At 60.2% G+C, this 21,695-nt stretch carries 23 protein-coding genes, 1 tRNA gene and 2 pseudogenes; 9 read left to right on the top strand and 17 right to left on the bottom strand.

Going from position 1 to position 21,695, the window contains the following annotated elements:
- Positions 1-2: 2 nt before the first annotated feature.
- On the bottom strand, positions 3-887 hold the full coding sequence (locus LIY36_RS18790) for a LysR family transcriptional regulator (RefSeq protein ID WP_226456573.1): 885 nt from the start codon (positions 885-887) through the stop codon (positions 3-5).
- Positions 888-1,009: 122 nt separating this feature from the next.
- Here LIY36_RS18790 and LIY36_RS18785 point away from each other — a divergent pair, with 122 nt between their 5' ends.
- Positions 1,010-2,353 (top strand): MFS transporter, encoded by a 1,344-nt coding sequence (locus LIY36_RS18785; RefSeq protein ID WP_226456594.1) that lies wholly within the window; start codon positions 1,010-1,012, stop codon positions 2,351-2,353.
- Between the two features lie 122 nt (positions 2,354-2,475).
- Here LIY36_RS18785 and LIY36_RS18780 read toward each other — a convergent pair whose 3' ends face one another.
- Positions 2,476-3,285 (bottom strand): AraC family transcriptional regulator, encoded by an 810-nt coding sequence (locus LIY36_RS18780; protein WP_226456572.1) that lies wholly within the window; start codon positions 3,283-3,285, stop codon positions 2,476-2,478.
- A 139-nt stretch (positions 3,286-3,424) separates the two neighbouring features.
- Between LIY36_RS18780 and LIY36_RS18775 the strand changes: the two genes are divergently transcribed.
- On the top strand, positions 3,425-4,063 hold the full coding sequence (locus LIY36_RS18775; protein ID WP_226456571.1) for a LysE family transporter: 639 nt from the start codon (positions 3,425-3,427) through the stop codon (positions 4,061-4,063).
- 44 nt (positions 4,064-4,107) lie between these two features.
- A complete protein-coding gene (ddlA, locus tag LIY36_RS18770; protein ID WP_226456570.1) occupies positions 4,108-5,202 on the top strand; it encodes a D-alanine--D-alanine ligase in 1,095 nt (364 codons plus the stop codon).
- Here the strand turns inward: ddlA and LIY36_RS18765 are convergent.
- The 5 genes from LIY36_RS18765 to LIY36_RS18745 all read right to left on the bottom strand — a co-directional run bounded on the left by LIY36_RS18765 (position 5,192) and on the right by LIY36_RS18745 (position 9,583).
- Complete coding sequence (locus LIY36_RS18765) at positions 5,192-5,923, bottom strand: polyphenol oxidase family protein (RefSeq protein WP_226456569.1); 732 nt, start codon at positions 5,921-5,923, stop codon at positions 5,192-5,194. The two genes, ddlA and LIY36_RS18765, sit on opposite strands and share 11 nt — an antisense overlap.
- Before the next feature lie 25 nt (positions 5,924-5,948).
- Positions 5,949-7,760: a gamma-glutamyltransferase family protein gene (locus LIY36_RS18760; RefSeq protein WP_442962221.1), complete on the bottom strand. Its 1,812-nt coding sequence runs from the start codon at positions 7,758-7,760 to the stop codon at positions 5,949-5,951.
- 54 nt (positions 7,761-7,814) lie between these two features.
- Positions 7,815-8,594 (bottom strand): PhzF family phenazine biosynthesis protein, encoded by a 780-nt coding sequence (locus LIY36_RS18755; RefSeq protein ID WP_226456567.1) that lies wholly within the window; start codon positions 8,592-8,594, stop codon positions 7,815-7,817.
- A gap of 153 nt (positions 8,595-8,747) precedes the next feature.
- Positions 8,748-8,824: transfer RNA gene (locus tag LIY36_RS18750), tRNA-Met, on the bottom strand.
- 207 nt (positions 8,825-9,031) lie between these two features.
- On the bottom strand, positions 9,032-9,583 hold the full coding sequence (locus tag LIY36_RS18745) for an RNA polymerase sigma factor (RefSeq protein ID WP_226456565.1): 552 nt from the start codon (positions 9,581-9,583) through the stop codon (positions 9,032-9,034).
- Between the two features lie 264 nt (positions 9,584-9,847).
- On the opposite strand from LIY36_RS18745, the gene sctW reads away from it, so the two are divergent.
- From sctW to sctU, 6 genes and pseudogenes are all read left to right on the top strand, one after another.
- Positions 9,848-10,900 carry a type III secretion system gatekeeper subunit SctW gene (gene sctW, locus LIY36_RS18740; protein ID WP_226456564.1) on the top strand — a complete coding sequence of 351 codons (1,053 nt, stop codon included), beginning with the start codon at positions 9,848-9,850 and terminating at the stop codon, positions 10,898-10,900.
- Positions 10,897-11,181: pseudogene (locus LIY36_RS18735) on the top strand (FHIPEP family type III secretion protein); the annotation flags it as partial. The gene sctW and the pseudogene LIY36_RS18735, both read left to right, overlap by 4 nt.
- A pseudogene (locus LIY36_RS18730) lies at positions 11,181-11,651 on the top strand (EscR/YscR/HrcR family type III secretion system export apparatus protein); the annotation flags it as partial. The pseudogenes LIY36_RS18735 and LIY36_RS18730, both read left to right, overlap by 1 nt.
- Positions 11,652-11,658: 7 nt before the next feature.
- The gene (gene sctS / locus LIY36_RS18725) at positions 11,659-11,922 is read left to right on the top strand and encodes a type III secretion system export apparatus subunit SctS (RefSeq protein ID WP_192297799.1); all 264 of its coding nucleotides are present in this window, start codon (positions 11,659-11,661) and stop codon (positions 11,920-11,922) included.
- A gap of 10 nt (positions 11,923-11,932) precedes the next feature.
- Positions 11,933-12,721: a type III secretion system export apparatus subunit SctT gene (sctT, locus tag LIY36_RS18720; protein WP_226456562.1), complete on the top strand. Its 789-nt coding sequence runs from the start codon at positions 11,933-11,935 to the stop codon at positions 12,719-12,721.
- Positions 12,718-13,815, top strand: a complete 1,098-nt coding sequence (gene sctU / locus LIY36_RS18715) for a type III secretion system export apparatus subunit SctU (RefSeq protein ID WP_226456561.1) — start codon at positions 12,718-12,720, stop codon at positions 13,813-13,815. The genes sctT and sctU overlap by 4 nt, the downstream gene beginning before the upstream one ends.
- Positions 13,816-13,837: 22 nt before the next feature.
- Here sctU and hrpT read toward each other — a convergent pair whose 3' ends face one another.
- The 10 genes from hrpT to ychF all read right to left on the bottom strand — a co-directional run bounded on the left by hrpT (position 13,838) and on the right by ychF (position 21,690).
- Positions 13,838-14,041, bottom strand: a complete 204-nt coding sequence (gene hrpT / locus LIY36_RS18710; protein WP_226456559.1) for an HrpT family type III secretion system protein — start codon at positions 14,039-14,041, stop codon at positions 13,838-13,840.
- The gene (gene sctC / locus LIY36_RS18705; protein WP_226456558.1) at positions 14,038-16,173 is read right to left on the bottom strand and encodes a type III secretion system outer membrane ring subunit SctC; all 2,136 of its coding nucleotides are present in this window, start codon (positions 16,171-16,173) and stop codon (positions 14,038-14,040) included. Before sctC ends, hrpT begins: the two co-directional genes overlap by 4 nt.
- 115 nt (positions 16,174-16,288) lie before the next feature.
- A complete protein-coding gene (locus LIY36_RS18700; protein ID WP_226456556.1) occupies positions 16,289-16,525 on the bottom strand; it encodes a hypothetical protein in 237 nt (78 codons plus the stop codon).
- Positions 16,526-16,618: 93 nt separating this feature from the next.
- Positions 16,619-17,182 carry a type III secretion system stator protein SctL gene (gene sctL, locus LIY36_RS18695; protein ID WP_192297793.1) on the bottom strand — a complete coding sequence of 188 codons (564 nt, stop codon included), beginning with the start codon at positions 17,180-17,182 and terminating at the stop codon, positions 16,619-16,621.
- A gap of 4 nt (positions 17,183-17,186) precedes the next feature.
- Positions 17,187-17,621: a type III secretion protein gene (locus LIY36_RS18690; RefSeq protein WP_226456555.1), complete on the bottom strand. Its 435-nt coding sequence runs from the start codon at positions 17,619-17,621 to the stop codon at positions 17,187-17,189.
- 130 nt (positions 17,622-17,751) lie between these two features.
- Entirely contained in the window at positions 17,752-18,546 is a 795-nt protein-coding gene (gene sctJ / locus LIY36_RS18685) for a type III secretion system inner membrane ring lipoprotein SctJ (protein ID WP_226456554.1), read from the bottom strand.
- A 7-nt stretch (positions 18,547-18,553) separates the two neighbouring features.
- Positions 18,554-18,859, bottom strand: a complete 306-nt coding sequence (locus LIY36_RS18680) for a hypothetical protein (RefSeq protein WP_226456552.1) — start codon at positions 18,857-18,859, stop codon at positions 18,554-18,556.
- A gap of 129 nt (positions 18,860-18,988) precedes the next feature.
- Positions 18,989-19,222: a hypothetical protein gene (locus tag LIY36_RS18675; protein WP_226456551.1), complete on the bottom strand. Its 234-nt coding sequence runs from the start codon at positions 19,220-19,222 to the stop codon at positions 18,989-18,991.
- 181 nt (positions 19,223-19,403) lie between these two features.
- A complete protein-coding gene (locus LIY36_RS18670; protein WP_192297789.1) occupies positions 19,404-20,318 on the bottom strand; it encodes a sigma 54-interacting transcriptional regulator in 915 nt (304 codons plus the stop codon).
- A 271-nt stretch (positions 20,319-20,589) separates the two neighbouring features.
- Entirely contained in the window at positions 20,590-21,690 is a 1,101-nt protein-coding gene (gene ychF, locus LIY36_RS18665; protein WP_192297788.1) for a redox-regulated ATPase YchF, read from the bottom strand.
- Positions 21,691-21,695: the final 5 nt, after the last annotated feature.

Raw genomic sequence — 21,695 nt, 5'->3', positions numbered from 1 at the left:
CCTTACCAGCGCGCGTTTGCCAGCGCCTCGGCAAACGCCACCAACTTCGGCGAATACTGGCGGGACGGCGGATACACCAGCGAGATGGCCCGGCTGCGCCCGGCGAAGTCCTCCAGGATCGGCACCAGGCGGCCGTCGGCCAGGTCGTCGCGTACGGCAAAATCCATCACCTGGGCGATGCCAAAACCGCCCACGGCGCCGTCCACCAACGCGTCGCCAATGTCAAAGATCAGCCGCCCTTCGACGTTCACGTCCTGCACCTTGCCATCGAGCATGAACTGCCAGTCCACCATGCGCCCGCTGCGCAGGTTGCGTACGGTCAGGCAGTGGTGGTGCTTGAGGTCCTCGACGCGTTGCGGTGTGCCGAAGCGGGCGAGGTACGCGGGGGCGGCCACCGTGACCCAGCGCAGCGGCGCCAGGGCGCGGGCGATCAGGCGTTGGTCCTGGATCTCGCCGGTGCGCAGCAAGGCGTCGAAGCCTTCGTCGACGATGTCCACCAGGCGGTCGGTCATGACCGCTTCGATGCGTAACTCGGGGTAGCGCAGGGTCAACTCGCCAATGACCGGCATCACCACCTTGCGCCCGAACAGCGACGGCGTGCTGATCTTCAGCAGGCCGGAGGGGCTGCCACGGCGGTCGAGCATCAGCTTTTCGGCTTCGGCCAATTCCGCCAGCAACGGCGCGCTGCGTTCGTAGAGCATCTGCCCGTCGGGCGTCAGGCTGACGCTGCGGGTGTTGCGTTGCAGCAGGCGTACGCCCAGCTCGTTTTCCAGGCGCGAGATGGCGCGCGACAGCCCGGACTGAGTCAGCCCCAGGTCCGCGGCCGCACGGGTGAAACTGCGGGTTTCGGCCACGCGGACCAACAGGCGGACAGCGTTCAGATCCATGATTAAAGTCATTACTGAAAGAGAGGTAGCGCTATTTATCATCTATTGCGCATAAAACACACTGGCCGCACTTCATTTTCGGACAGGACGCTGTGATGTCTCCCTCTCAACCCTGCGGCTGGATGCTGATGCTGCTGGCCACTGCTCAACTGATCATCGCCCTCGATGCCACCATCGTGTTTGTCGCGTTGCCGCAGATCGGTGCGCACCTGGATTTTTCCGCCCAGCAATTGCAGTGGGTGGTGAGTGCCTACAGCGTGGCATTCGGCGGCTTTTTGTTGCTGGGTGGCCGGGCCACGGATTTGCTCGGCAAGCGCCGCTTGTACCGGGTCGGGCAGTCGCTGTATGCGCTGGCCTCCCTGGCGGCGGTGCTCGGTGGCAGCGCGGTGTTGCTGGTGCTGGCGCGGGCGGTGCAGGGTGTGGGCGGGGCGTTGTTGTTCCCGGCGACCCTGGCGCTGATCAATACCCACTACGCCGAAGGGCCTGCGCGTAATCGTGCGTTTGCGGTGTGGAGCGCGGCGTCGGCGGCGGGCCTGGCGCTCGGCGCATTGCTCGGCGGCGTGCTGACCCAGGTGTGGGGCTGGGAAGCGGTGTTCCTGGTGAACGTGCCGCTGGCCGGCGGGTGTGCGTGGGCGGCGCGCTATTGGATTCCCGCCGATGGCGAACGGGCGCGCGGGCGCAATTTTGACATCAGCGGCGCGCTGACCGTGACTGTCGGCGGCACCTTGCTGGTGTTCGCCCTGGTGCAAGGCCCGGAGTGGGGCTGGACGGCGCCGCCGACCCTCGGTTGCCTGGCCCTGGCCATGGCGTTGCTGGCGATGTTCGCCTGGATCGAACATCGCGGCCGCGACCCGCTGATGCCGCTGCGGCTGCTGGCCTACCGCGAACTGCGCATGGCGATGGTGCTGACAGCGGTGTTCATGAGCAGCTTCGGCGTGCAGTACTACTTCCTCGCGCTGTATTACCAGCAGGTCTATGGCTACAGCGTGTTGCAGACGGGCTTGGCGTTTCTGCCGGCGACCTTGGTGTGCACGTTCGGCATCGGGTTGGCGGAGCGTGCGTTGGCCAGGATTGGCTTGCGTAATACGCTGGTCAGCGGGCAATTGGCGGGGGCTGTGGGGATTGCGCTGGTGTGCTGGGCATTACCGACTGGCGTGGGATTCTGGTCGCTGCTGCCGGGGATTTTCATCTTGAGCATCGGCCAGGGCATGACGTGGACGGCGATGTGGGTGGCGGCGGGGTTGGGCATCCGGCCGGGCGAGCAGGGCGTGGCGGCGGGGATGGCGTCCACCAGCCAGCAGATTGGTGGGGCGCTGGGGCTGGCGGTGTTGGTGTCGGTGGCCAATGTCGGCGGGATCGAGCGGGCGTTGTGGTGGAGTGCGGGGATTGCGTTGGTGGGCGCGGTGGTGGCATTGGGGTTGAAGGATCGCAGCATTGAGCCGAGCTCAATTCTGGAAACAACTTGAAGACCAATGTGGGCGCTGACTTGCCTGCGATAGCGGCCGGTCAGCCGACATGTGCAGTGACTGACACTCGGCCATCGCAGGCAAGCCAGCCCCACATTGATGGCATTGCAAATCAGGTTTTTTCAGCGCCCGAGCATCTTCACCCAGCGCGACGGCGGCATGCCGTAGGTGCTGCGAAATTGCCGGGTCATATGGCTTTGGTCGGTGAACCCGGCAGTCATCGCCGCATTCACCAGCGATTGTCCCTGTGCCAGCAGGCTGCGTACCAGGTCCAGGCGGCGCATGGTCAGGTAACGGTAGGGGCTGGTGCCGAACAACAAGCGAAAATCCCGCGACAACGCCCAGCGGTCACGCCCGACGTGCTCGGCCATTTCATCCAGGGTGATGCTGCGGCCCAGGGCGCTGTGGATGAATTCCCGCGCGCGTTCGGCGGCGACGTAGTCGAAGCTCTTGCGGCTGGTGATCACCCCGGACGCCTCGCTCAGGGCTTGCGCCAGGTCATACATCGCGTCCTGTTCCTGCAGCGGATCAATCGGGCAGTCCAGGCTTTGCAGCAGTACTTCGCTGGCGCGGAACAGGCGCGGGTCGGTGGTATGGCCAAAGGGAATGAATGGCAACGGCTTGCCGCCGAGGATCTGCTGGATCAGCGCCGGCTCCACGTAAATCATCCGGTACTTGAAGCCCTCCTCGCTGCTGGCGCGGCCGTCGTGGGTTTCGTCAGGATGAATCACCATGGTCGTGCCGGGCAGGCTGTGGGTCATACAGCCGCGATAGTGAAAGCTCTGCACGCCGAACAACGTACGGCCGATGGCGTAAGTGTCATGGCGATGCGGGTCGAACGCGAAGCCGGCAAAGTACGCCTCGATACGGTCCATGCCGCTGGCGTGCGGGGCGCGGTGCATCCAGTCGAGAGGAGAAATTGGATTGCCCATGGTGGCTTGTCACAAATTGAGGTGGAAACACGTTAGCCGAGTCTGCGCTCCCTGTCTGCCGAGGTCTTGTACGATTGTGCAGGGTAACGGCGAGGTCTATGATCGCCGTTCGCACCCTGCGCAGATGGAGTTGCCTCCCATGGACTTTTTCAACCCCGCCTATGCGGCACCGCTGGTCTCTCTGGCGCTGTTGTGGACCGTGGCCGTGGTGACACCAGGCCCCAACTTCTTCAATGCCGCGCAGTTGGCCGCCAGTTGCTCGCGCCGCCATGGCGTGGTGGCATCGGCCGGTGTGGCCACGGGCACCATCATGTGGGGGCTGGCCGGTGGCCTGGGGATCAAGTCGCTGTTTACTGCCGCTCCGATGCTGTACCTGGCCTTCAAGATTATCGGCGGTTGCTACCTCATCTACCTTGGGCTGAAACTGTTCAAGCGCTCGGCGCCGACCATGGCGCAGAGCTTGCTGGCGGATGAGCCGCGGCGCTCGTTGTTCTGCGCGTGGCGCCTGGGTTTGCTGGGTAACCTGTCCAATCCCAAGGCCGCGCTGTTTGTCGCCACCATTTTCGCTTCCACCATGCCACCTTCGCCGTCGCCGATGCTATTGACCCTGGCGGTGATGACCATGGCTACCTTGTCCTTCAGTTGGTATTCCTGCGTCGCCCTGGTGTTTTCCAGCCAGCGTATGGCCAACCTGTACAGCCGTTCGCGCAGGTGGCTGGACCGTTTTGCCGGCAGTTGCTACCTGTTGTTCGGCGCACACCTGGTAGCGAATCGCTGACGGCCCGTGGTAAGAAGCCTTACTTTCAACCGTGAGGCCGAGTCATGAGCAAGCTGCGTGTAGGGATTATTTTTGGTGGGCGTTCGACCGAGCACGAGGTCTCGCTGCAGTCGGCGCGCAATATCGTCGATGCCCTCGACCGCACGCGCTTCGAGCCGGTGCTGATCGGCATCGACAAGGCCGGTCACTGGCACCTCAACGACACCTCGAACTTCCTGATCAACGGGGAAGACCCAGCGCTGATCGCGCTCAACCAGTCCAACCGCGAGCTGGCGGTGGTGCCAGGCAAAGCCAGCCAACAACTGGTGGAAACCTCCGGCGGCGGTCTGCTGGCTCATGTCGATGTGATATTCCCGATCGTCCACGGCAGCCTGGGTGAAGACGGCTGCCTGCAAGGCTTGCTGCGTATGGCCGACCTGCCTTTCGTCGGCTCCGACGTGCTCGGTTCGGCGGTGTGCATGGACAAGGACATCAGCAAACGCCTGCTGCGCGATGCCGGGATTGCCGTCACACCGTTCATCACCCTGACCCGGCGTAACGCGGCCCGCACAAGCTTTGAAGCGGCCGTGGGCAAGCTTGGCCTGCCGATGTTCGTCAAGCCGGCCAACCAGGGCTCGTCGGTCGGCGTGAGCAAAGTCGCTGACGCAGCCGAGTACTACGCCGCCGTTGAGCTGGCGTTGGGTTTTGATGAAAAAGTGTTGGTGGAGTCTGCGGTGCGGGGGCGCGAAATCGAATGCGCCGTGCTGGGCAACGACGATCCCATCGCCAGCGGTTGCGGTGAAATCGTGGTGAACAGTGGTTTCTATTCCTACGACAGCAAATACATTGACGCCCAGGCCGCTCAGGTCGTAGTGCCGGCGGCGATCAGCGCCGAGGCCAGCGAACGCATTCGCCGCCTGGCCCTGGAGGCATTTGAAGTCTTGGGCTGCTCCGGCCTGGCGCGCGTCGACGTGTTCCTGACCGACGACGGCGAAGTGCTGATCAACGAAATCAACTCACTGCCCGGCTTCACCCGCATCAGCATGTACCCCAAGCTGTGGCAGGCGACGGGGATGAGTTACAGCGAGTTGGTGAGCCGGTTGATTGAGTTGGCGTTGGAGCGGCATGTGGGGCGCAGGGGGTTGAAGATCAGTCGGTGATCGCTCTACGAGCAATCCACGAATACAGCAGGGTCTTGGGCTCGTCCGGGTGGTGCGTCCTGCGCCGATAGCTGGCAAACGCTGGCGAGGTGCAGTAGGTGCACACTGCGCTGACTTCGATCTGCTCGCGCCGAATGCCCGCTGCTTGCAACAGCATCACGCCGTACCCGCTGAGGTCGAACCAGGCGCTGCCCGTTTGTTGCGCCTGGGGCGGCGCAATTTGCGCTGGCAGCAGCGGCGCAGGTTGCACAACGCTCCACGGCGCCGGAGTGTCCGGCCACAGGTGTCCCTGATCTGCCTGGAGCTGCCCGATAAACCCTTCGCTCACTTCATAGCAGCACGGTTTGATCGACGGCCCGATTGCCACCAGCAACTGCTCGGCGGCAATCCCTTCCTCGGCAAAGCGCTGCACGGCATTGGCGATGATTCCCGCTTGCAGCCCCTTCCAGCCGCCATGCACCGCCGCCACGCTTGCGGCGTTTTTTGCGGCGATGAGAATCGGCAGGCAGTCGGCGGTGATCACCGCGATCGGTTGCCGCTCGCCGGTGAACACCCCGTCGGCCGGAACCGTGTTGCTCTGCTGATCCGCCTCCCACTCAATCACCGTTGCACTGTGCACCTGCTTGCAGATGAACACGTCATCCGGGCGCAGTGGGTCGTTGATCGTACAAAAACCGTGATCGACGCCGGGGAGGGCGCCGAGATTGTCTGCTTGCTGCATGGGGTGCTCTCCGTCGATTGAATGTTCAGTCGCCCAGGGCTTGGCCTTCACGCCGCGGGTCGGCGCCGCCGCTCAATGACACCTTGCCCTGGGCATCCCGCGTGCGCACGATGGCCTGGATGCCGCTGGTCATGTCGATTTCATTCAGCGCGTGATCTTTGTCCTTCAACGCCTGTTTCAACGCCGGGCTGAACAAGCCGGCTTCCAACTCGGTGGCGCCGTTGCGACTGCCGAAGTTGGGCAGGTTGATGGCGGCTTGTGGGTCGAGTTTCCAGTCGAGCATGGCCACCAGGGACTTGCTCACGTACTCGATGATCTGCGAGCCGCCCGGTGAACCCATCGTGGCCAGCAACTCGCCGCTGTTGCGGTCGAACACCAACGTCGGGGCCATCGCCGAGCGCGGGCGTTTGCCTGGTTCGACGCGGTTGGCGACTGGCTGGCCGTGTTCTTCGGGGATGAACGAGAAATCGGTCATCTGGTTGTTGAGCAAAAAGCCCTGGACCATCAGGTGCGAACCGAACGCCGCCTCGACGGTGGTGGTCATCGACACGGCGCCGCCGCGGTCATCCACCGCCACCACTTGCGACGTGGAAATACGCAATGGCGAGCGGTCCGGTGCGTACGCCACCTGGATGCCCGCAGGCTGGCCCGGCTTGGCGATGCCCATGCTGCGCTCACCGATCAGCGCGGCGCGCCTGGCCAGGTAGTCCGGGGCGACGAGACCGGCGACCGGCACGGGGACGAAATCCGCATCGGCCACGTACAGCCCGCGATCGGCGAAGGCCAGGCGGCCCGCTTCGGCGAGCAGGTGCACGGCTTCAGGCACAGGTTCCAGGCCAGCGGGGGAAGCGCTCTTCAGCGGTTTCATCGATGCGATTGCCAGTGGCGGGTCGCGGCTTTCCAGGGCTTGCAGCGTGCCCAGGATTTGCGCGATGGCAATCCCGCCCGACGACGGTGGCGGCATGCCGCAGACTCTCCACTGTTTGTAGTCGGTACACAGCGGCGTACGTTCCTTGGCGGAGTAGCCCTTGAGGTCAGCTTGGGACAGGCTTCCCGCGTTGCGATGGCCTTGCACCTTGCGGGCAATTTCAGCGGCAATCGGCCCGTGATACAACGCGTCTGGCCCTTCGTTGGCGATGCGTTTGAGTACGGCGGCCAGCGCCGGATTTTTCAAGCGTGTGCCGGTGGCCTTTGGCGTGCCATCGGCATTCAAGAAGTAAGCCGCCATGTCGGGGGACTGGGGGATATAACGGTCGGCGGCAATCAGCGCGTGCAGGCGCGGGGAAATCGCGAAACCCTGTTCCGACAGGCGGATCGCCGGTTCGAACAGCGTGGCCCAGGGCAAATGCCCGCTGTCTTTGTGTGCCCGTTCCAGCGCACGCAGCACCCCCGGCGTGCCGACCGAACGTCCGCCGATCTGCGCCTCGGCAAACCCCATCGGCGTACCGTCGGGGCGCAGGAACAAACGCTCCCTCGCCCCGGCCGGTGCGGTTTCGCGGCCGTCGTAGGCGCGCACGTTCTTGCCATCCCACAGCATGATGAACGCACCGCCGCCGATGCCCGACGACTGCGGTTCCACCAAGGTCAACACGGCTTGCATCGCAATCGCCGCATCAATTGCCGAACCGCCCTGGCGCAACATCTGGCGCCCGGCTTCGGCGGCCAGTGGGTTGGCGGCCGCTGCCATATGACGCTCGGCATGGCGGGTGGCGAGGTCGGTACGGTAGCCCGAGCCCAGCTCCGGTGCCGGTGGTTGATCGGTGATCGGGGTATGGCAGGCCGCCAGGGCGAGGGTTGCCACCATGACCGACAACTGCCGGCGGGAAATCGAAAGCACGCGTTGAACTCCGTTCATTTTGAGAATGATCTGTTGTCCTTGGGGTAGTGCTTTTTACAGGTAAATCGTGCCTTGCAGGTAAAGCACTGCGCTGCCGGAGATGATCACGCGGTCGCCCTTGAGTTCGCAGCGCAACTGGCCACGGCGTGTACCGCCTTGCTCGGCGGTCAACACCGGCTTGCCCAGGCGTTCGGCCCAGAACGGCGTCAGCGACGTATGGGCGGAGCCGGTGACCGGGTCTTCATTGACGCCCACGTTCGGTCCGAACCAGCGCGAGATAAAGTCGAACCGTGCGCTTTTGGCGGTCACCGCGATGCCGCGTTTGGGCAAGCCCTTGAGGCTGGCGAAATCCGGGGTCAGTGCGGCGACCTGGGCTTCATCGTCCACCAGCACGATGTAGTCATCGGTGCTGAACACCTCGGCGTGTTCGATGCCTAGCGCGCTCAACATCCCTGCTGGAGGCTTGCACGGCTGGGGCTGCTTGGCCGGAAAGTCCATCGCCAGCTCGTCGCCGTTGCGCGTCACGCGAAGCTCGCCGCTGCGCGTGGCAAAGCGCAGCACCTCAGGTGCACCGGCCAGTTTGTGGATCAACACCCAGGCGGCGGCCAACGTGGCATGGCCGCACAGGTCCACTTCGACTTGCGGGGTAAACCAGCGCAACTCATAGACCTCGCCGCGCGGTACAAAAAACGCGGTCTCCGAGAGGTTGTTCTCGGCGGCGATGTTATGCAGTTGTTCGTTGGGCAGCCATTCGGTCAGTGGGCAGACCGCTGCGGGATTACCGCCGAAGACGTGGGAGCTGAACGCGTCGACTTGGTAGATATCCAGTTTCATCGGGGATGCTCTCCGTGTGGGGAGGTTGGACACTAGCAGTGGGCCAGGGGAGCGTCGCCGTACAGATGGCGGTTTTTTTTGCGCGCATGTGCGCTGCACTTTCTTGCAGGCATAAAAAAACGGCCTACCTTTCGGTAAGCCGTTTTTAGTACTTGGTGGCTACACAGGGACTTGAACCCCGGACCCCAGCATTATGAATGCTATGCTCTAACCAACTGAGCTATGTAGCCAAGTGGCGCGCATTATTCGCTCAGAACGCTAATGCGTCAAGTATTTATTTTGAATTTTTATCTGCGCTTTCAACTGTTTAAGCAAAATCGGCTGAAACGGCGACGAGTGGCGTGCCACTGTCGGTGTTCCCCCATGGGCTTTGCGTCGATTTTCCGGTGTGCGACTCGGTTGGGCAGATATCCCTGCTGCCCAACGCGGGGTCTGGCTTACCGGGGCATCGGGCTGTGGGTGACACGCTTGAGTTGTTCGCGGGCGCGCGACAGGCGTGAGCGTACTGTGCCGATCGGAATATCCAGCACGTCGGCGGTGTCCTGGTAGCTGCCGTCGGTTTCCAGTGACGCGTACAGCGTCTTGCGCATCTCGGCCGGCAGGCGGTCGATGGCGCTCAAGGTTTTCTCCAGGCGACGGTTGATCTCAAATTCCCAATCCAGGTTGTGATTGTCTTCGTGTCCATGCCAGAGCGCCTCATCAAACTCGCAATGCACGGGCTTGGCGTACAGGCGCCTGAAGTGATTGCGGATCAGGTTTTGCGCAATGCCGCACATCCAGGTACTGAGGGTGGCGTTGCCGCTGAAGCGCTCGCGGTTGCGCCAGGCTTCCAGGTAGGTCAGTTGCAGAAGATCGTCTGCATCTTCCGGGTTGAGCACACGCTTGTGAATGAAGCGCCGAAGTTTCTTTTGCTGGTCGTCTGTCAGTTGGAGCATGAATTGAGGCGAGCTGCCAACGAGGTGAGCCAGAGCTTCAATTGGGATATTCATGTTGTTTTTCCTCAGGGTAGACGCTGCCGAAATGGTTTCGACGAGAACCCCTTTAGCACTGGCTGTGCCAAACTAAAAAACTACATAAATATATGATTTATAAGGATATATATCTTTATGCGAGGTGTATTTGCGCAAGAGTTTGCAAATATCCTTGATGGTGTTGTGCAGGCTTTTTCAAAAAGCCTGCGTCGATGATTTTGATGGAACTGTTTGGAGACGGTTTGCCACATAGGGAAACACTCTTCCAATCCTGATCTGTCCATGAAAGTTGAATCGCCCAGCGATGTACAAAAAGTCCTGCAACAGGATCTGCCCAACGTCGATGCCGCCCAGGCGCAGACGAGGAGTCCGGGTGTCGATGAGCTTGCCTTCAATCAGGACCTGATGTTTAACAACGTGCCGAGGCGCCAGGCGGTGGGTGAGAGCGTCATGCCTATCGAGCAACTGGCGCAGCTTTACGACCAGTTGGGCCACCCGGCTCAGGCGAAGCTTGCCGCGATCACCCGCATGGTGCGGCACTATCTGATGCGCGAGCCAAGTATCGACACGCTGCTGGAAATCACCGGCAACGATCCAGCGCGAACGTTTGTGGTGCTCCACCAGGTAATGGCCCAGGCGCAGGCCGCAAGGGACAAAGACGAGGCAAGGTTGGCCCAGGATGCCCTTGCCAGGCTCAATATTCGCTTTAAAAGGGAAATCCAGGCCGGCCTGAACATCGCCATGACCTTGCAGGCCGCGGGTGCCGACCCGCAAGAACGCCAGGCGGTGCGCGATCTCTATTACGCCAGCGTGGTCACTCGTCAGTCCCTGGCGACGATGATGAAAGAGCTGTTGCGCGTGTACGGTGCCGAACGGTTTTCGCAAGGCCTGAAGGTCATGCGGGGCGCCTTGTCGGACGACATCGCGGCTCACGTGCCGTCGGTGCCTACCGCCTTGTTGCGCTCGTTGCTGCGGGGGCTGCAAAGCTGCTCACAGCTGAGCGGCGTGTTGTCCAACTGCGAATCGTTGATCCGGCGCCTGAACCTTGAGCAGGATGCGGTGAGCCTGTTGCAGCGCCTGCTGGGCTATGCCGGTACGGGCGTTGCGGCCTCTGAAGTGCAGCGCCTGGCGGATGATCTGTTGGCCGCTGGCCGGCCTTGCCAACTGATCTCCCTCAATGCGCTGTACCCAGTGATTCAACAGATACCCCTGGGTATTTGGCTGGACGGCCAGACGCGCCGAGACGCGCTGCACAACTTTTTGTTGGTGATGGATGAGTTTGCCCGGGTCGAGCGGGGGCCTGGGGGCCCGGTTGCTCAGAGGAGGGGTCTGTGACTGCGCTGTCGAGCATCAATGGGCTGCTGCTCAAGGTTGCGCAGCGCGCCGAAGTGCTGGGCGCCGTGGTGGTCATGGCCATTGTGTTTATCTTTATCGTGCCACTGCCCACTTGGCTGGCGGACATCCTCATTGCGGTAAACATCTGCATCTCGTGCCTGTTGATCGTACTGGCCCTGTACCTACCGGGGCCGTTGGCGTTTTCGTCGTTTCCGTCGATTTTGTTGCTGACCACCATGTTCCGCCTGGCGCTGTCGATTGCCACCACACGCCTGATCCTGCGGCGACGCTGTTTATCATGGCGCCTGTCGGCTACCAGATAGCGGAGGTGGTCAAGGTTTCGCCGCTGGACCTCAGCAGTGTGCAAAGCATGCTGCAGACCGGCCAGGAGGCCATCCAACCGCTGCGTACATTCATGCTGCGCAATGTTGACCCGGATGTGCTGACCCATCTGCTGGAAAATACGGCGCGCCTGTGGCCTGCCCAAATGGCCCGGGAGGTCCAGCGTGAAGACCTGATCCTGCTGGTCCCGGCGTTCGTGTTGTCGCAGTTGCAGGCCGGGTTCGAGATCGGCTTTCTGATCTACATCCCGTTTATCGTGATCGACCTGATCGTCTCCAACCTGCTCTTGGCGCTGGGCATGCAGATGGTCTCGCCGATGACCATTTCCCTACCGCTCAAATTGCTCCTGTTCGTGCTGGTCTCCGGCTGGTCACGGTTGCTCGACAGCCTGTTCCTTTCTTATCTCTGAGTCGCTTATGGAACCTATCGTGCTGTTCAAGCAGGGCATGTTGCTGGTGGTGGTGTTGTCGGCGCCGCCGTTGATCGTGGCCGTGGTGGTAGGGGTGATGACCTCGCTGGTGCAGGCGCTGATGCAGGTTCAGGATCAGACGCTGCCCTTTGGCATCAAGCTGGTGGCGGTGGGGATCACGCTGATCCTTACCGGCCGCTGGATCGGTGTTGAGTTGATCCAGTTGATCAACCTGACCTTTGAAATGATCGGCCGTTCGGCCCTGAACTGAGGTCTGGCCTGTGCTGCCGTATGTGGAGTATCTACCGAGCCTGGTCATCGCCATGGCGCGGATCTATCCGTGCGCCATATTGGTGGCGGCATTCTGTTTTCAACATATTCGCGGTATGCCCCGGCATGCCATCGTGATGGTGCTGGCCTTGCTGCCGGCACCGGGCATCCATGCGCTGTTGGCGGGCCAGGACTATTCGATGCTGATGCTTGGCGGGTTGGTCCTCAAGGAGGTCATCCTCGGGCTTCTGCTGGGGGTGTTGCTGTCGATGCCGTTCTGGATGTTCGAGTCGGTGGGGGCGTTGCTGGACAACCAGCGCGGCGCCCTGGCCGGTGGGCAGCTCAACCCGTCGCTGGGGCCGGACGCGACACCCTGCGGGCACATGTTCAAGCAACTGGCGATATTTCTGTTGATGGTCAGCGTCGGCTTGGGGGCACTGACCCAGGTGATCTGGGACAGTTATCGGATATGGCCGCCCACGGTCTGGTTCCCGTTGCCGTCGGCCAACGGGATGGGGGTGTTTGTGGATCTGCTCGGCGACACCTTCATGCACATGATGCTCTACGCCGCGCCTTTCATTGCGGTGCTGTTGTTGCTGGAATTCGGTATTGCGTTGCTGGGGGTTTACAGTCAGCAGTTGCAGGTAAGCACGCTGGCGCCGCCGCTCAAATGCCTCGCGGGGCTCGGCATTCTGCTGTTGTATTTTGCGTTGTTACAGGACTTGATTGTCGGTCGCATGGGCCTGCTCGGTGATCTCAAGCATTCACTGGCGCTGCTGTTCAAGGTCGGTTCAGCATGAGTGACTCAGGCGAAAAGAAGCACCCCGCGTCGGCCAAAAAACTGCGGGACCAGCGTAAGAAAGGCCAGGTCTCCCAAAGCCAGGATGTGGGCAAGTTGATGGTGTTGACGGCCATCAGCGAGATCGCGCTGATGACGGCCGAGACCAGTATGCAACGTTTCCAGCAGTTGATAGTGCTGCCGATGTCGCGCATGAACCAACCCTTCATGCGAGCACTGGAAGAAGTGTTGTTCGAGGGGCTGGCGCTGTTTTTTTCGTTCGCCCTGTTGATGGCCGGGGTGGCGATTGCGATGAAGCTGATCAGCAGTTGGATGCAAATCGGGTTGCTGTTTGCACCGGAGGTCCTGAAACTCGATTTCAATCGCCTCAATCCGCTCAATCAACTCAAGCAGATGTTCTCCGCACAGTCGTTGATCAACCTGTTGATGAGTATCGCCAAAGCGTTGCTGCTGGGCCTGGCGTTGTACATGGTGATCATGCCGTCGCTGGGTGCATTGATTAACCTGGCCAATAGCGACCTGCAAAGTTACCTCCTCGCGTTGATCACGTTGTTCCGCCACTTGCTGCACGCTTGTCTGGGGTTGCTGCTGGTGTTGGCGCTGATCGATTTTTCCATGCAAAAACACTTCTTTGCCAAGCGCATGCGCATGACCCAGGTGGAGGTGCTCAAGGAATACAAGGACATGGAAGGCGACCCCCACGTGAAAGGGCAACGGCGCTCGCTCGCCTTCCAGTTGTCCCAGGAGGAGCCCAAGGTCAAGCTGCCCAAGCTGGAGGAGGCCGACATGCTGGTGGTCAACCCGACGCACTTTGCCGTGGCCTTGTATTACCGCCCTGGAAAAACCCCACTGCCTCTATTGGTGGACAAAGGTACGGACGCCGATGCTCGCCAGTTGATCGCGCGGGCGAAGGCCGCAGAGGTTCCGGTGATTCAGTGCGTATGGCTGGCCCGCACCCTCTACCCCCAAAAGCTGGGGGCCAGCATCCCTCGGGAAACCTTGCAGGCCGTAGCCATCATCTATCGCACGTTGCGTGAGCTGGATGATGAAGCCAAGCGTGAAACCCTCGAGCTGCCTGAGCTTGAACAGCGTTGAGCAGCAGGCAGCTCGGGGGCAGTCATCGCTCCAGCGACACCGTTTGATAGTCCGCACGTTCTCCCGCCGGGCCGGGTTCGACGCGCATCTGCGGTGGCCACCAGATGATCAGCTTGTTCGGAGACGATTGCGGGCGAGAGCAGGAGTCGCCCTTGCAGGTTGGGGTGCAACCGGCGACAAGCAACACCGCGCCGATCAGGGAGGCGTATAACATTTTGTGCTTCATGGTTTGGCCTTCTGGGCTGGGCTGATCAATGAGGGGCGAGGTACACCGAGATGTTCATCCTTGACCACCGGGCGCATGGCGATAAACACCTCGGCTTCTTCACCCGGCTTGAGCCACGCACGTGGCCAGACGCTGACGGCCAGGGTGTGCGAATTGCTGCACTCCTTCTCATCGATGCGCACATTGCGGTTGAACGTGTTGCGCAGCACCACGACGGCCACGTTGTATTCCGGGCCCGCATACCACTGGCTGCGTTCGGTGTTTAGCTCAAGTAATTTTCGGGTATCGCACAAGGTGTTCAGGCTCAGTGGCATGGGGGCCGCCTTGAACGTCTTGGGCACTTCGCCACTGACCAGGCGCGCCAAGGTGTTGATAATGTCGCTGCGCTTGATCACCGGTGCGTGAGGGGCCGTGCGCCTGGCCAGCGGCGCGAGGGCGGTCTGCAGTTCTGCCTGGTCGGCCTGCGGCAGGTAGCGCGACGGGTCGGACTGGTCGCCGATCACGCGTGGGGTCAGGATGAACAGGCGTTCACGCCGGTTGTTCTGCCGTTCGGTGGAGGAGAACAGCGCCTTGCCCAGCAGTGGAATATCCCCCAGCAGCGGCACCTTGTTTTGCTTGTCTGTGCTTTCGGTGACATGGAAGCCACCGACCACCAAGGAGCGTTTTTCCGCCATGACCGCCTGGGTGCTGACCTTGCCCTGGCTGGTACTGGGGTTGCCGTTCACGGGGTTGGGCGCACCGAAATTACCGTCCTCGATATCGATCGCCAAATGCACTTGATGGCTGCCGCGGCTGGTGATGACCCGCGGTATGACACGAAAGCTGGTGCCAACGACGATCGGCATGATCGTTACGTTGTCGCGGCCGGGCGTGAGGTACTGGGTGCGGTTGAAGTCGATGACCGCAGGCTGGTTTTCCAGGGTCAGTACGGAAGGGTTGGAGACCATGGTTGCCAGCCCCTTGGCCTCCAGCGCGCGGATGTCGGCGTAGAAGCGATCGCGGTTTTCAATTGATAGCTGGGAAGTGGTACCGGGTGCGAAATTCGTGAAGCCCGCGCTGAAGCGGCTGTTCTGGAAGCCCCAGTTGACCCCGAACTCACGCAGTTGCGTGCGCTCGATGTCGAGGATGATGGCATCGATTTCCACCAGCTTGCGTGCGACGTCGAGTTGGGTGATCAACTCGCGGTACATGACCTGGCGCTCGGGTAAGTCGTAGATCAGCACAGCGTTGTTGCGCACGTCGGCTTCGACGCGGATGCGGCTGCTGCTCGCAGGCGCGCGAGGGGTCAGCGTCGCGCCCGTTTCCAATTGCCCGGTGTTGGTGCCGAGCATCTGGCCTAGCAGCGGGTTTCCCAGGCGCGGAACATTCGGCACCAGAGGGGAGGGCTGGGTAGCCGCGGGACGTGAGTTCATGCCTGGGATCGTCGACGAGGGACGTGGCTCCAGCAGCCCTCGCAAAATGCTGGCCACCCCGGGGATTTTCAGCTTCTCTCCGCGATAATCCACCAAACGATCCGCCGCGTTAGCGAACTTCAACGGGTAGCTCAACACATTTTGCTTCTCGTCCGGCGAGCGACGCTGGCTGCTGAATTGCTTGATCTGCTCGATGTACCGCCGCGGGCCGGAAACCAGTACGACGCCTTCCTCGGGCAACTCGCCCCAACCGAACCGGCTGTCGAGCAAGCCGATATCAGTCAGTGCCTGCTTGAGGTCGGCGATGGTCTCGGAGGAAACCTCCAGTCGCGTCGACTCTTGCTGGTCCAAGGTGCTGATATAGAGCGTGTTGTTGTACAGATACCACTGGAAGCGGTGTTCCACGCCCAGCCTGTCGAGCATCGATTGTGGGGTGTTTGCGCGTATCTTGCCGTTGACGATGCCTTCCAGCAGGCCTTCGACTTGCAGTTGGGTACCAAAGGTCTGTGCGAAGTCTTCGAGCACCTCGCGCAGCGGTTTGTGCTCGGCCTCGTAGGCGTAGGCCGTGTTTTTCCATTCGGGAGGGACGGCAGCGAAGCTACTGTGTGAAGCGCTCAGCAGCCAAGGCAGTACGATCAGACCAGGCCAACAGCGGCGTTTTTGCGTGTGATTGGGCGAAACGTTGCGCAAGCAGTCAGGCTTGTCAGTCTTGTTATTCATGGGAAGTCTCTGTATTTGGCGGGAGCGGAGGTTGCGGGGTGAACGAGGACTACAGCGTGTTGGCAGGGAGGGGGCCTCGATTCGCGAGTGCCCACGTCCTGTATTCAACCGATACTCAGGGAATACCATCGAAGACGATTTTTCCCTGATCGGCCCGGTAGTTGGTCAGGGCCTGAGTGGTAGTCAGAAGCTGGTTCGCACTCATCTTTATGTCCAGCGCCTGATTCAACAACGCCGCGAATGTTTCGCTATCCAGTTCCTCGTCGGGCGTTTTTCTTATCTGATCCATTTGTTTTCTGACGGTGTCCAGCTCTCGGTACTGCCGTTGGTGCTGCCGGTAATCAAAGTTCATAGGGGCATCCTCCAGTGACGTGCCCCTGTGTGTGGTTCAAATTTGGTAACGGTTCCAGGCGCCGATCATGCAGTGGCAATGTCCGGGCATTTCCTACTTGCGCGGCGGCTGCGGGTCCAGCAGAAACAAGCTCTCGACGGCGCGCTGCCATTCAACGTGGAAACTGCCTTCTTCTGTTTCCAGGATGAGTGTCTGGGGCGGGAGGGCGTCGTCCAGACGCAGGCTCCAGCGTACCTCGGTGTTGATATGCAGCCACTGCTCCACGTGTGCTTGATCAGCGGGGTGGCAGGCCAGCGCGGCGTTGGGGCGGGGGATCAGTGGGTCCAGCAACTTGTTGAGCAAGGCACTGATGCGCTCTGCGGGAGGGGTCATCTCCAGCAAGCTGCTTAGCGCTTGTTGGGTGATGGTGGTGGCGAATCTTTCACACTGGTCGCCGATTGTCTGTCGTTCGGCTTCCCACCGCTGCAGTTGGTGGTTGGCACGTTGCCAGAACTCTTCGTGCGCCTGCTTGAGTATTTGCGCGCTCTGCTCTTGCGCCTGCTGCAGCAGCGTCTCGGCCTGCGCCTGGGCGTTGTCGAGCACATGCTCTGCGCGCTGGTTGTCGGCGAGCAGTTCCCTTGAGATCACGGGCTGCGACAGGCTTGCAGAAGACGTCAATAATTCAATCTTGCGTCGGCAGAGCATGATTGAGGTTCTCCGCGGGTAGGGTGACATTGTTGGCCAGGGCGCTGGCACGCCAGATCACGGCTTGCCAGACAGTGTCGAGCTTGCTGGCGGCTGGCATCTGAAGTGCGCTCTCGAGTTGTTGCACCCGCTGGCGGGAGAAGCTGAGCCGCAGGCGCTGCCAGATGGCTGGGTCAACCCAGCTACGCAGGTAATACAGAGGGTCTACGCTGGGTTTGTGGGACGCGGGGGGGAGCGCCATGGACAGACGCGCGCACCATTCGCGTTGATCCGTGCTCAAGGCGCTGTCGTGCTGTGGATGGTAAATGCCCTCGACCAGCGCCAGCATCAGTTCCCGTTGCGCGGTCGGTGCCAGCACCAAGTGCAACAGGGCTGGGGAGGGGTGAATCGGCAGGCACGGGGTAATGCCCATTGCGACACCTATGCGTTCATGCCGGCTTCGGCACAGTGTCTTGGCGGCAGGTGAGTCCAGGTCGAAGGGCCACCAGTCCTGTTGCGAATGGCTCCAGGGAGATGTCCACCAGCGTGCCCATTGGTACAGCTCATTCATGGAGTGCGGTGCTTGGTGGGTCATTGACCTGTGCCATTTCCGGGCGTAGTTTTTTCCGAAGCCAGAATGCCAGCCCTGCGGCCGATAGCGCCAACGCAATCAGCAGTGCTGCCAGCGCTGTCTGCCAAAACGTCAGATCTTTCTCGGGTACCAAGAAAGCCCCGAAATAGGTCAGGCGTTCCTGTTCGACATAGGCGGTTGCAGGTACGAAGGTGACGGTGAGTTTTTCTGGGTTGTCCACCGTGGTAGTCATGCCTGGGATGCTGCTGGCGACCATTCTGCGCACACGTGGCCTGATGTTATCGGGGTCCAGGCGCGGGTCATGCTTGATAAAGACCGAGGCCGATGCAGGTTGAACGGGTTCGCCCGGGGCCACGCGTTCGGGTAACACGACATGCACCCTCGCGACGATGACCCCGTCGATGTTGGATAACGTGGCCTCCAGTTCCTGTGATAACGCGTAGATGTAACGGGCCCGTTCCTCCAGGGGGGTGGAGATGACACCCTCCTTGCGGAAAATCTCTCCCAGCGTGGAACGCGCGGTTTTGGGCAGCCCCGCAGCCTCCAGCGTGCGTACCGCGCGGGCGATGTCGCTGGTTTTCACCCGAACGACCACACCGTCCTTTTCCAATGTCTTTTGGGCGCGGATTTGTTTATCCGCCAGCTCGGCAATGACATCGTTGGCTTCCTGCTCGGACAGTTGGCGGTGAAGTTCGATGCGTTCACTACAGCCGGCAAGGAGGAGTGCCAGCGTTAACAGTAAACAAGTGATGAGACGGCTGCGCATAGGTTTCCTATTGCAGATTGGTGGTTTTTTCCACCATCGCAATACCGTGTTTGATGACTTTCACTGACACTGACAGGAGTTCCTTGCTTTCAACCAACGCCAGGGGCACTTGTGCTGCCTTTAGGGAGTGCTTGCCGCTGGCGAAGTCTTTCAACCCTCTGGATACCAGGTCTGACTTGCTCTTGAGGGCAGTGGATTGCTCCGCCAGATAGTGAGCGCTAATGGCCGGAGCCGAGGGCTTTGGACCGCTATCGTTCATCAACGCCGAGGCAAAAAAATGGCTGTCGAGCGTGGAGTCGGCAGGCGTTGCCATGTCGTTTCTTTGTACAAGAGTTTGAGGCTGTGAGACCCACTCGGTTTTCGAAAGCATTTGACACTCCAAGTATATCGGTGGGGACTTGCCTCCTCCATCAATGAACTGAGGAGACAAGTCGTTTTATGCTTAAGCCCTTGCGGAGCCAATCTGCGTCATAAGTTTGGTGGAGAAGTCGAGCTTCATGCCTTCTACGGTTTGGTGGTAGTTCTGCGCATTTTTCTTGCGCAGATTTTGTTGTTGAAGCACCGCCGCGGTGTCGCTGTCCATTTCGCCGAATGCGCCGCTGACATCGTTTCCGCTTCCGTATCCGTTTGTGTAAATATTATTACTGTTGTATCCGGTAATAGTGTCAATAGTCATATTAATTACCTGCTTTCAATATGGTTAGTGCCTAAATAATAGACATATAGCATGCCTAAAATCTTTAGAGCCTAGGCTCATCAATTGAGTGGTCGAAGAGGTAGAAAACGTTCCAGAATTATATTTCTAAAGTGTTTCTGAAGTGTTTCTAAAGATGTTGTCGTCGAGTTTAGGTGGATGCCTAGGTCAATATATTCAAATGCTTCAAACGGTAATACAGTGTTCGCTTGGCAACGCCCAGTTCTGCGGCGACACGCTCCACGCAGTCCGCATGACGTTTCAACGACTCCTCGATCAATGACTTTTCGATTTGCTGCAGGCGCTCTTTCAACGGCATGAACCGAGCATCTTTTACCGGCGAATCGAGGGGCCGCATGCCCAACACAAAGCGTTTGGCTGCCGAACGTAATTCGCGGACATTACCCAGCCAGCGGTGGCAGAGCAATTGTTGGAGTAACGTATCGGTTGGTGTAGGCGCGGGGCAGTCGAAGTATTGCGCTTCTTGTCGCACCATATCCATAAACAGCGGAATGATTTGCTCTTGCCGGTTACGCAGTGGCACAAGGTTGATGCTCACGACATTCAGGCGAAAGTAAAGATCACGTCGAAAGGTGCCTTGTTCGACCATGTCATGCAGCGATTGCTGAGCGGACGCGATGACGCGCATGTCCACTGGGATGAACCGGGTCGACCCCAAGCGCTCGACACCGCGCGACTCCAAGACTCGAAGCAGTTTGGCCTGCAGGGGCAGCGGCATGCTGTCGATTTCATCCAGGTACAACGTACCCAGGTGTGCGGCTTCGATAAAGCCTGCCCTCGACTGCACTGCACCGGTATAGGCGCCACTATTGACCCCGAATAATTGGCCTTCGGCGAGAGTTTCCGGGATGGCTGCACAGTTAACGGCGACCAGGTTTCCACGGCGGCCAGACAATCGATGTACCCGCTGCGCCAAGGTATCTTTGCCGGTGCCGGTTTCTCCTAGTAATAGGATGTCTATATTAAGTGTTGCGGTCGTATTGAGGGTGCTTTCAATTTCCGAGCCTGCAATAAAGAGGGGATCTACTTCATTGTGCTTGTGAATAAAGACCGACATTGTAAAGAGGCTCCGCCAACGCTATTGCTTTATGGCTGGGCGAACGACCTGTTAGCCTCGCCAGCAGGTCGAAACTTATCAGGGTGGGAGGTAGGGTTGAAAGGGGTAAGCAGCTAAAGTGTTGTAGGATAAACGGAGGGCCTATGGTGGTTGAGTGGTTTTGATGCTCACTGTATATGTAAGATTAATCTTAAATTTGTTTATCTATGACAATCAGGCAGGTACAAAAAAGCCGATGCATTGCATCGGCTTTTTATCTGCAGCGTGAAACTTATACGTTGAAACGGAAGTGCATCACATCGCCATCTTTCACGATGTATTCCTTGCCTTCCAGGCGCCACTTACCCGCTTCCTTGGCACCGGCCTCACCCTTGAACTGGATAAAGTCGTTGTAGGCGATCACTTCGGCACGGATAAAGCCTTTCTCGAAGTCGGTGTGGATCACGCCGGCGGCCTGTGGCGCTGTGGCGCCGACCTTGACGGTCCATGCACGGACTTCTTCGACACCGGCGGTGAAGTAGGTCTGCAGGTTGAGCATTTCGTAACCGGCGCGGATCACGCGGTTCAGGCCAGGCTCTTCCAGGCCCAGGGCCTCAAGGAACATGTCCTTCTCTTCGCCGTCATCCAGTTCGGCGATTTCGGCTTCGATCTTGTTGCACACCGGCACCACGATCGCGCCTTCTTCGTCGGCGATGGCCTTGACCACGTCTAGCAGCGGGTTGTTTTCGAAACCGTCTTCGGCGACGTTGGCGATGTACATCACCGGCTTGGTGGTCAGCAGGTGGAAGCCTTTGATCACGGCCTTCTCGTCAGCGCCCATGTTCTTCATCAGGCTGCGTGCCGGCTTGCCTTCGGTGAAGTGCGCGATCAGCTGTTCCAGCAGCGCTTTTTGAACCACTGCGTCTTTGTCGCCGCCCTTGGCGTTACGCGCGACCTTCTGCAATTGTTTCTCGCAGCTGTCGAGGTCGGCGAAGATCAGTTCCAGGTCGATGATCTCGATGTCGCGTTTCGGGTCGACGCTGTTGGAGACGTGAATCACGTTCTCGTCTTCAAAGCAGCGGACCACGTGGGCGATGGCATCGGTTTCACGGATGTTGGCCAGGAACTTGTTACCCAGGCCTTCACCTTTCGACGCGCCAGCCACCAGGCCCGCGATGTCGACGAATTCCATGGTGGTCGGCAGGATGCGCTTTGGATTGACGATGGCCGCGAGGGCGTCCAGGCGTGGGTCCGGCATCGGCACGATACCGCTGTTGGGTTCGATGGTGCAGAAGGGGAAGTTCTCCGCCGCAATACCGGACTTGGTCAGGGCGTTGAACAGGGTGGATTTGCCGACGTTGGGCAGGCCGACGATGCCGCAATTGAATCCCATGGTGT

This window comes from Pseudomonas sp. AF03-9 (genome assembly GCF_020515815.1).
GTDB lineage: Bacteria > Pseudomonadota > Gammaproteobacteria > Pseudomonadales > Pseudomonadaceae > Aquipseudomonas.
The sequence above is the reverse complement of the archived record's forward strand: the minus strand, read 5'-3'. Positions and strand labels throughout refer to the sequence as shown.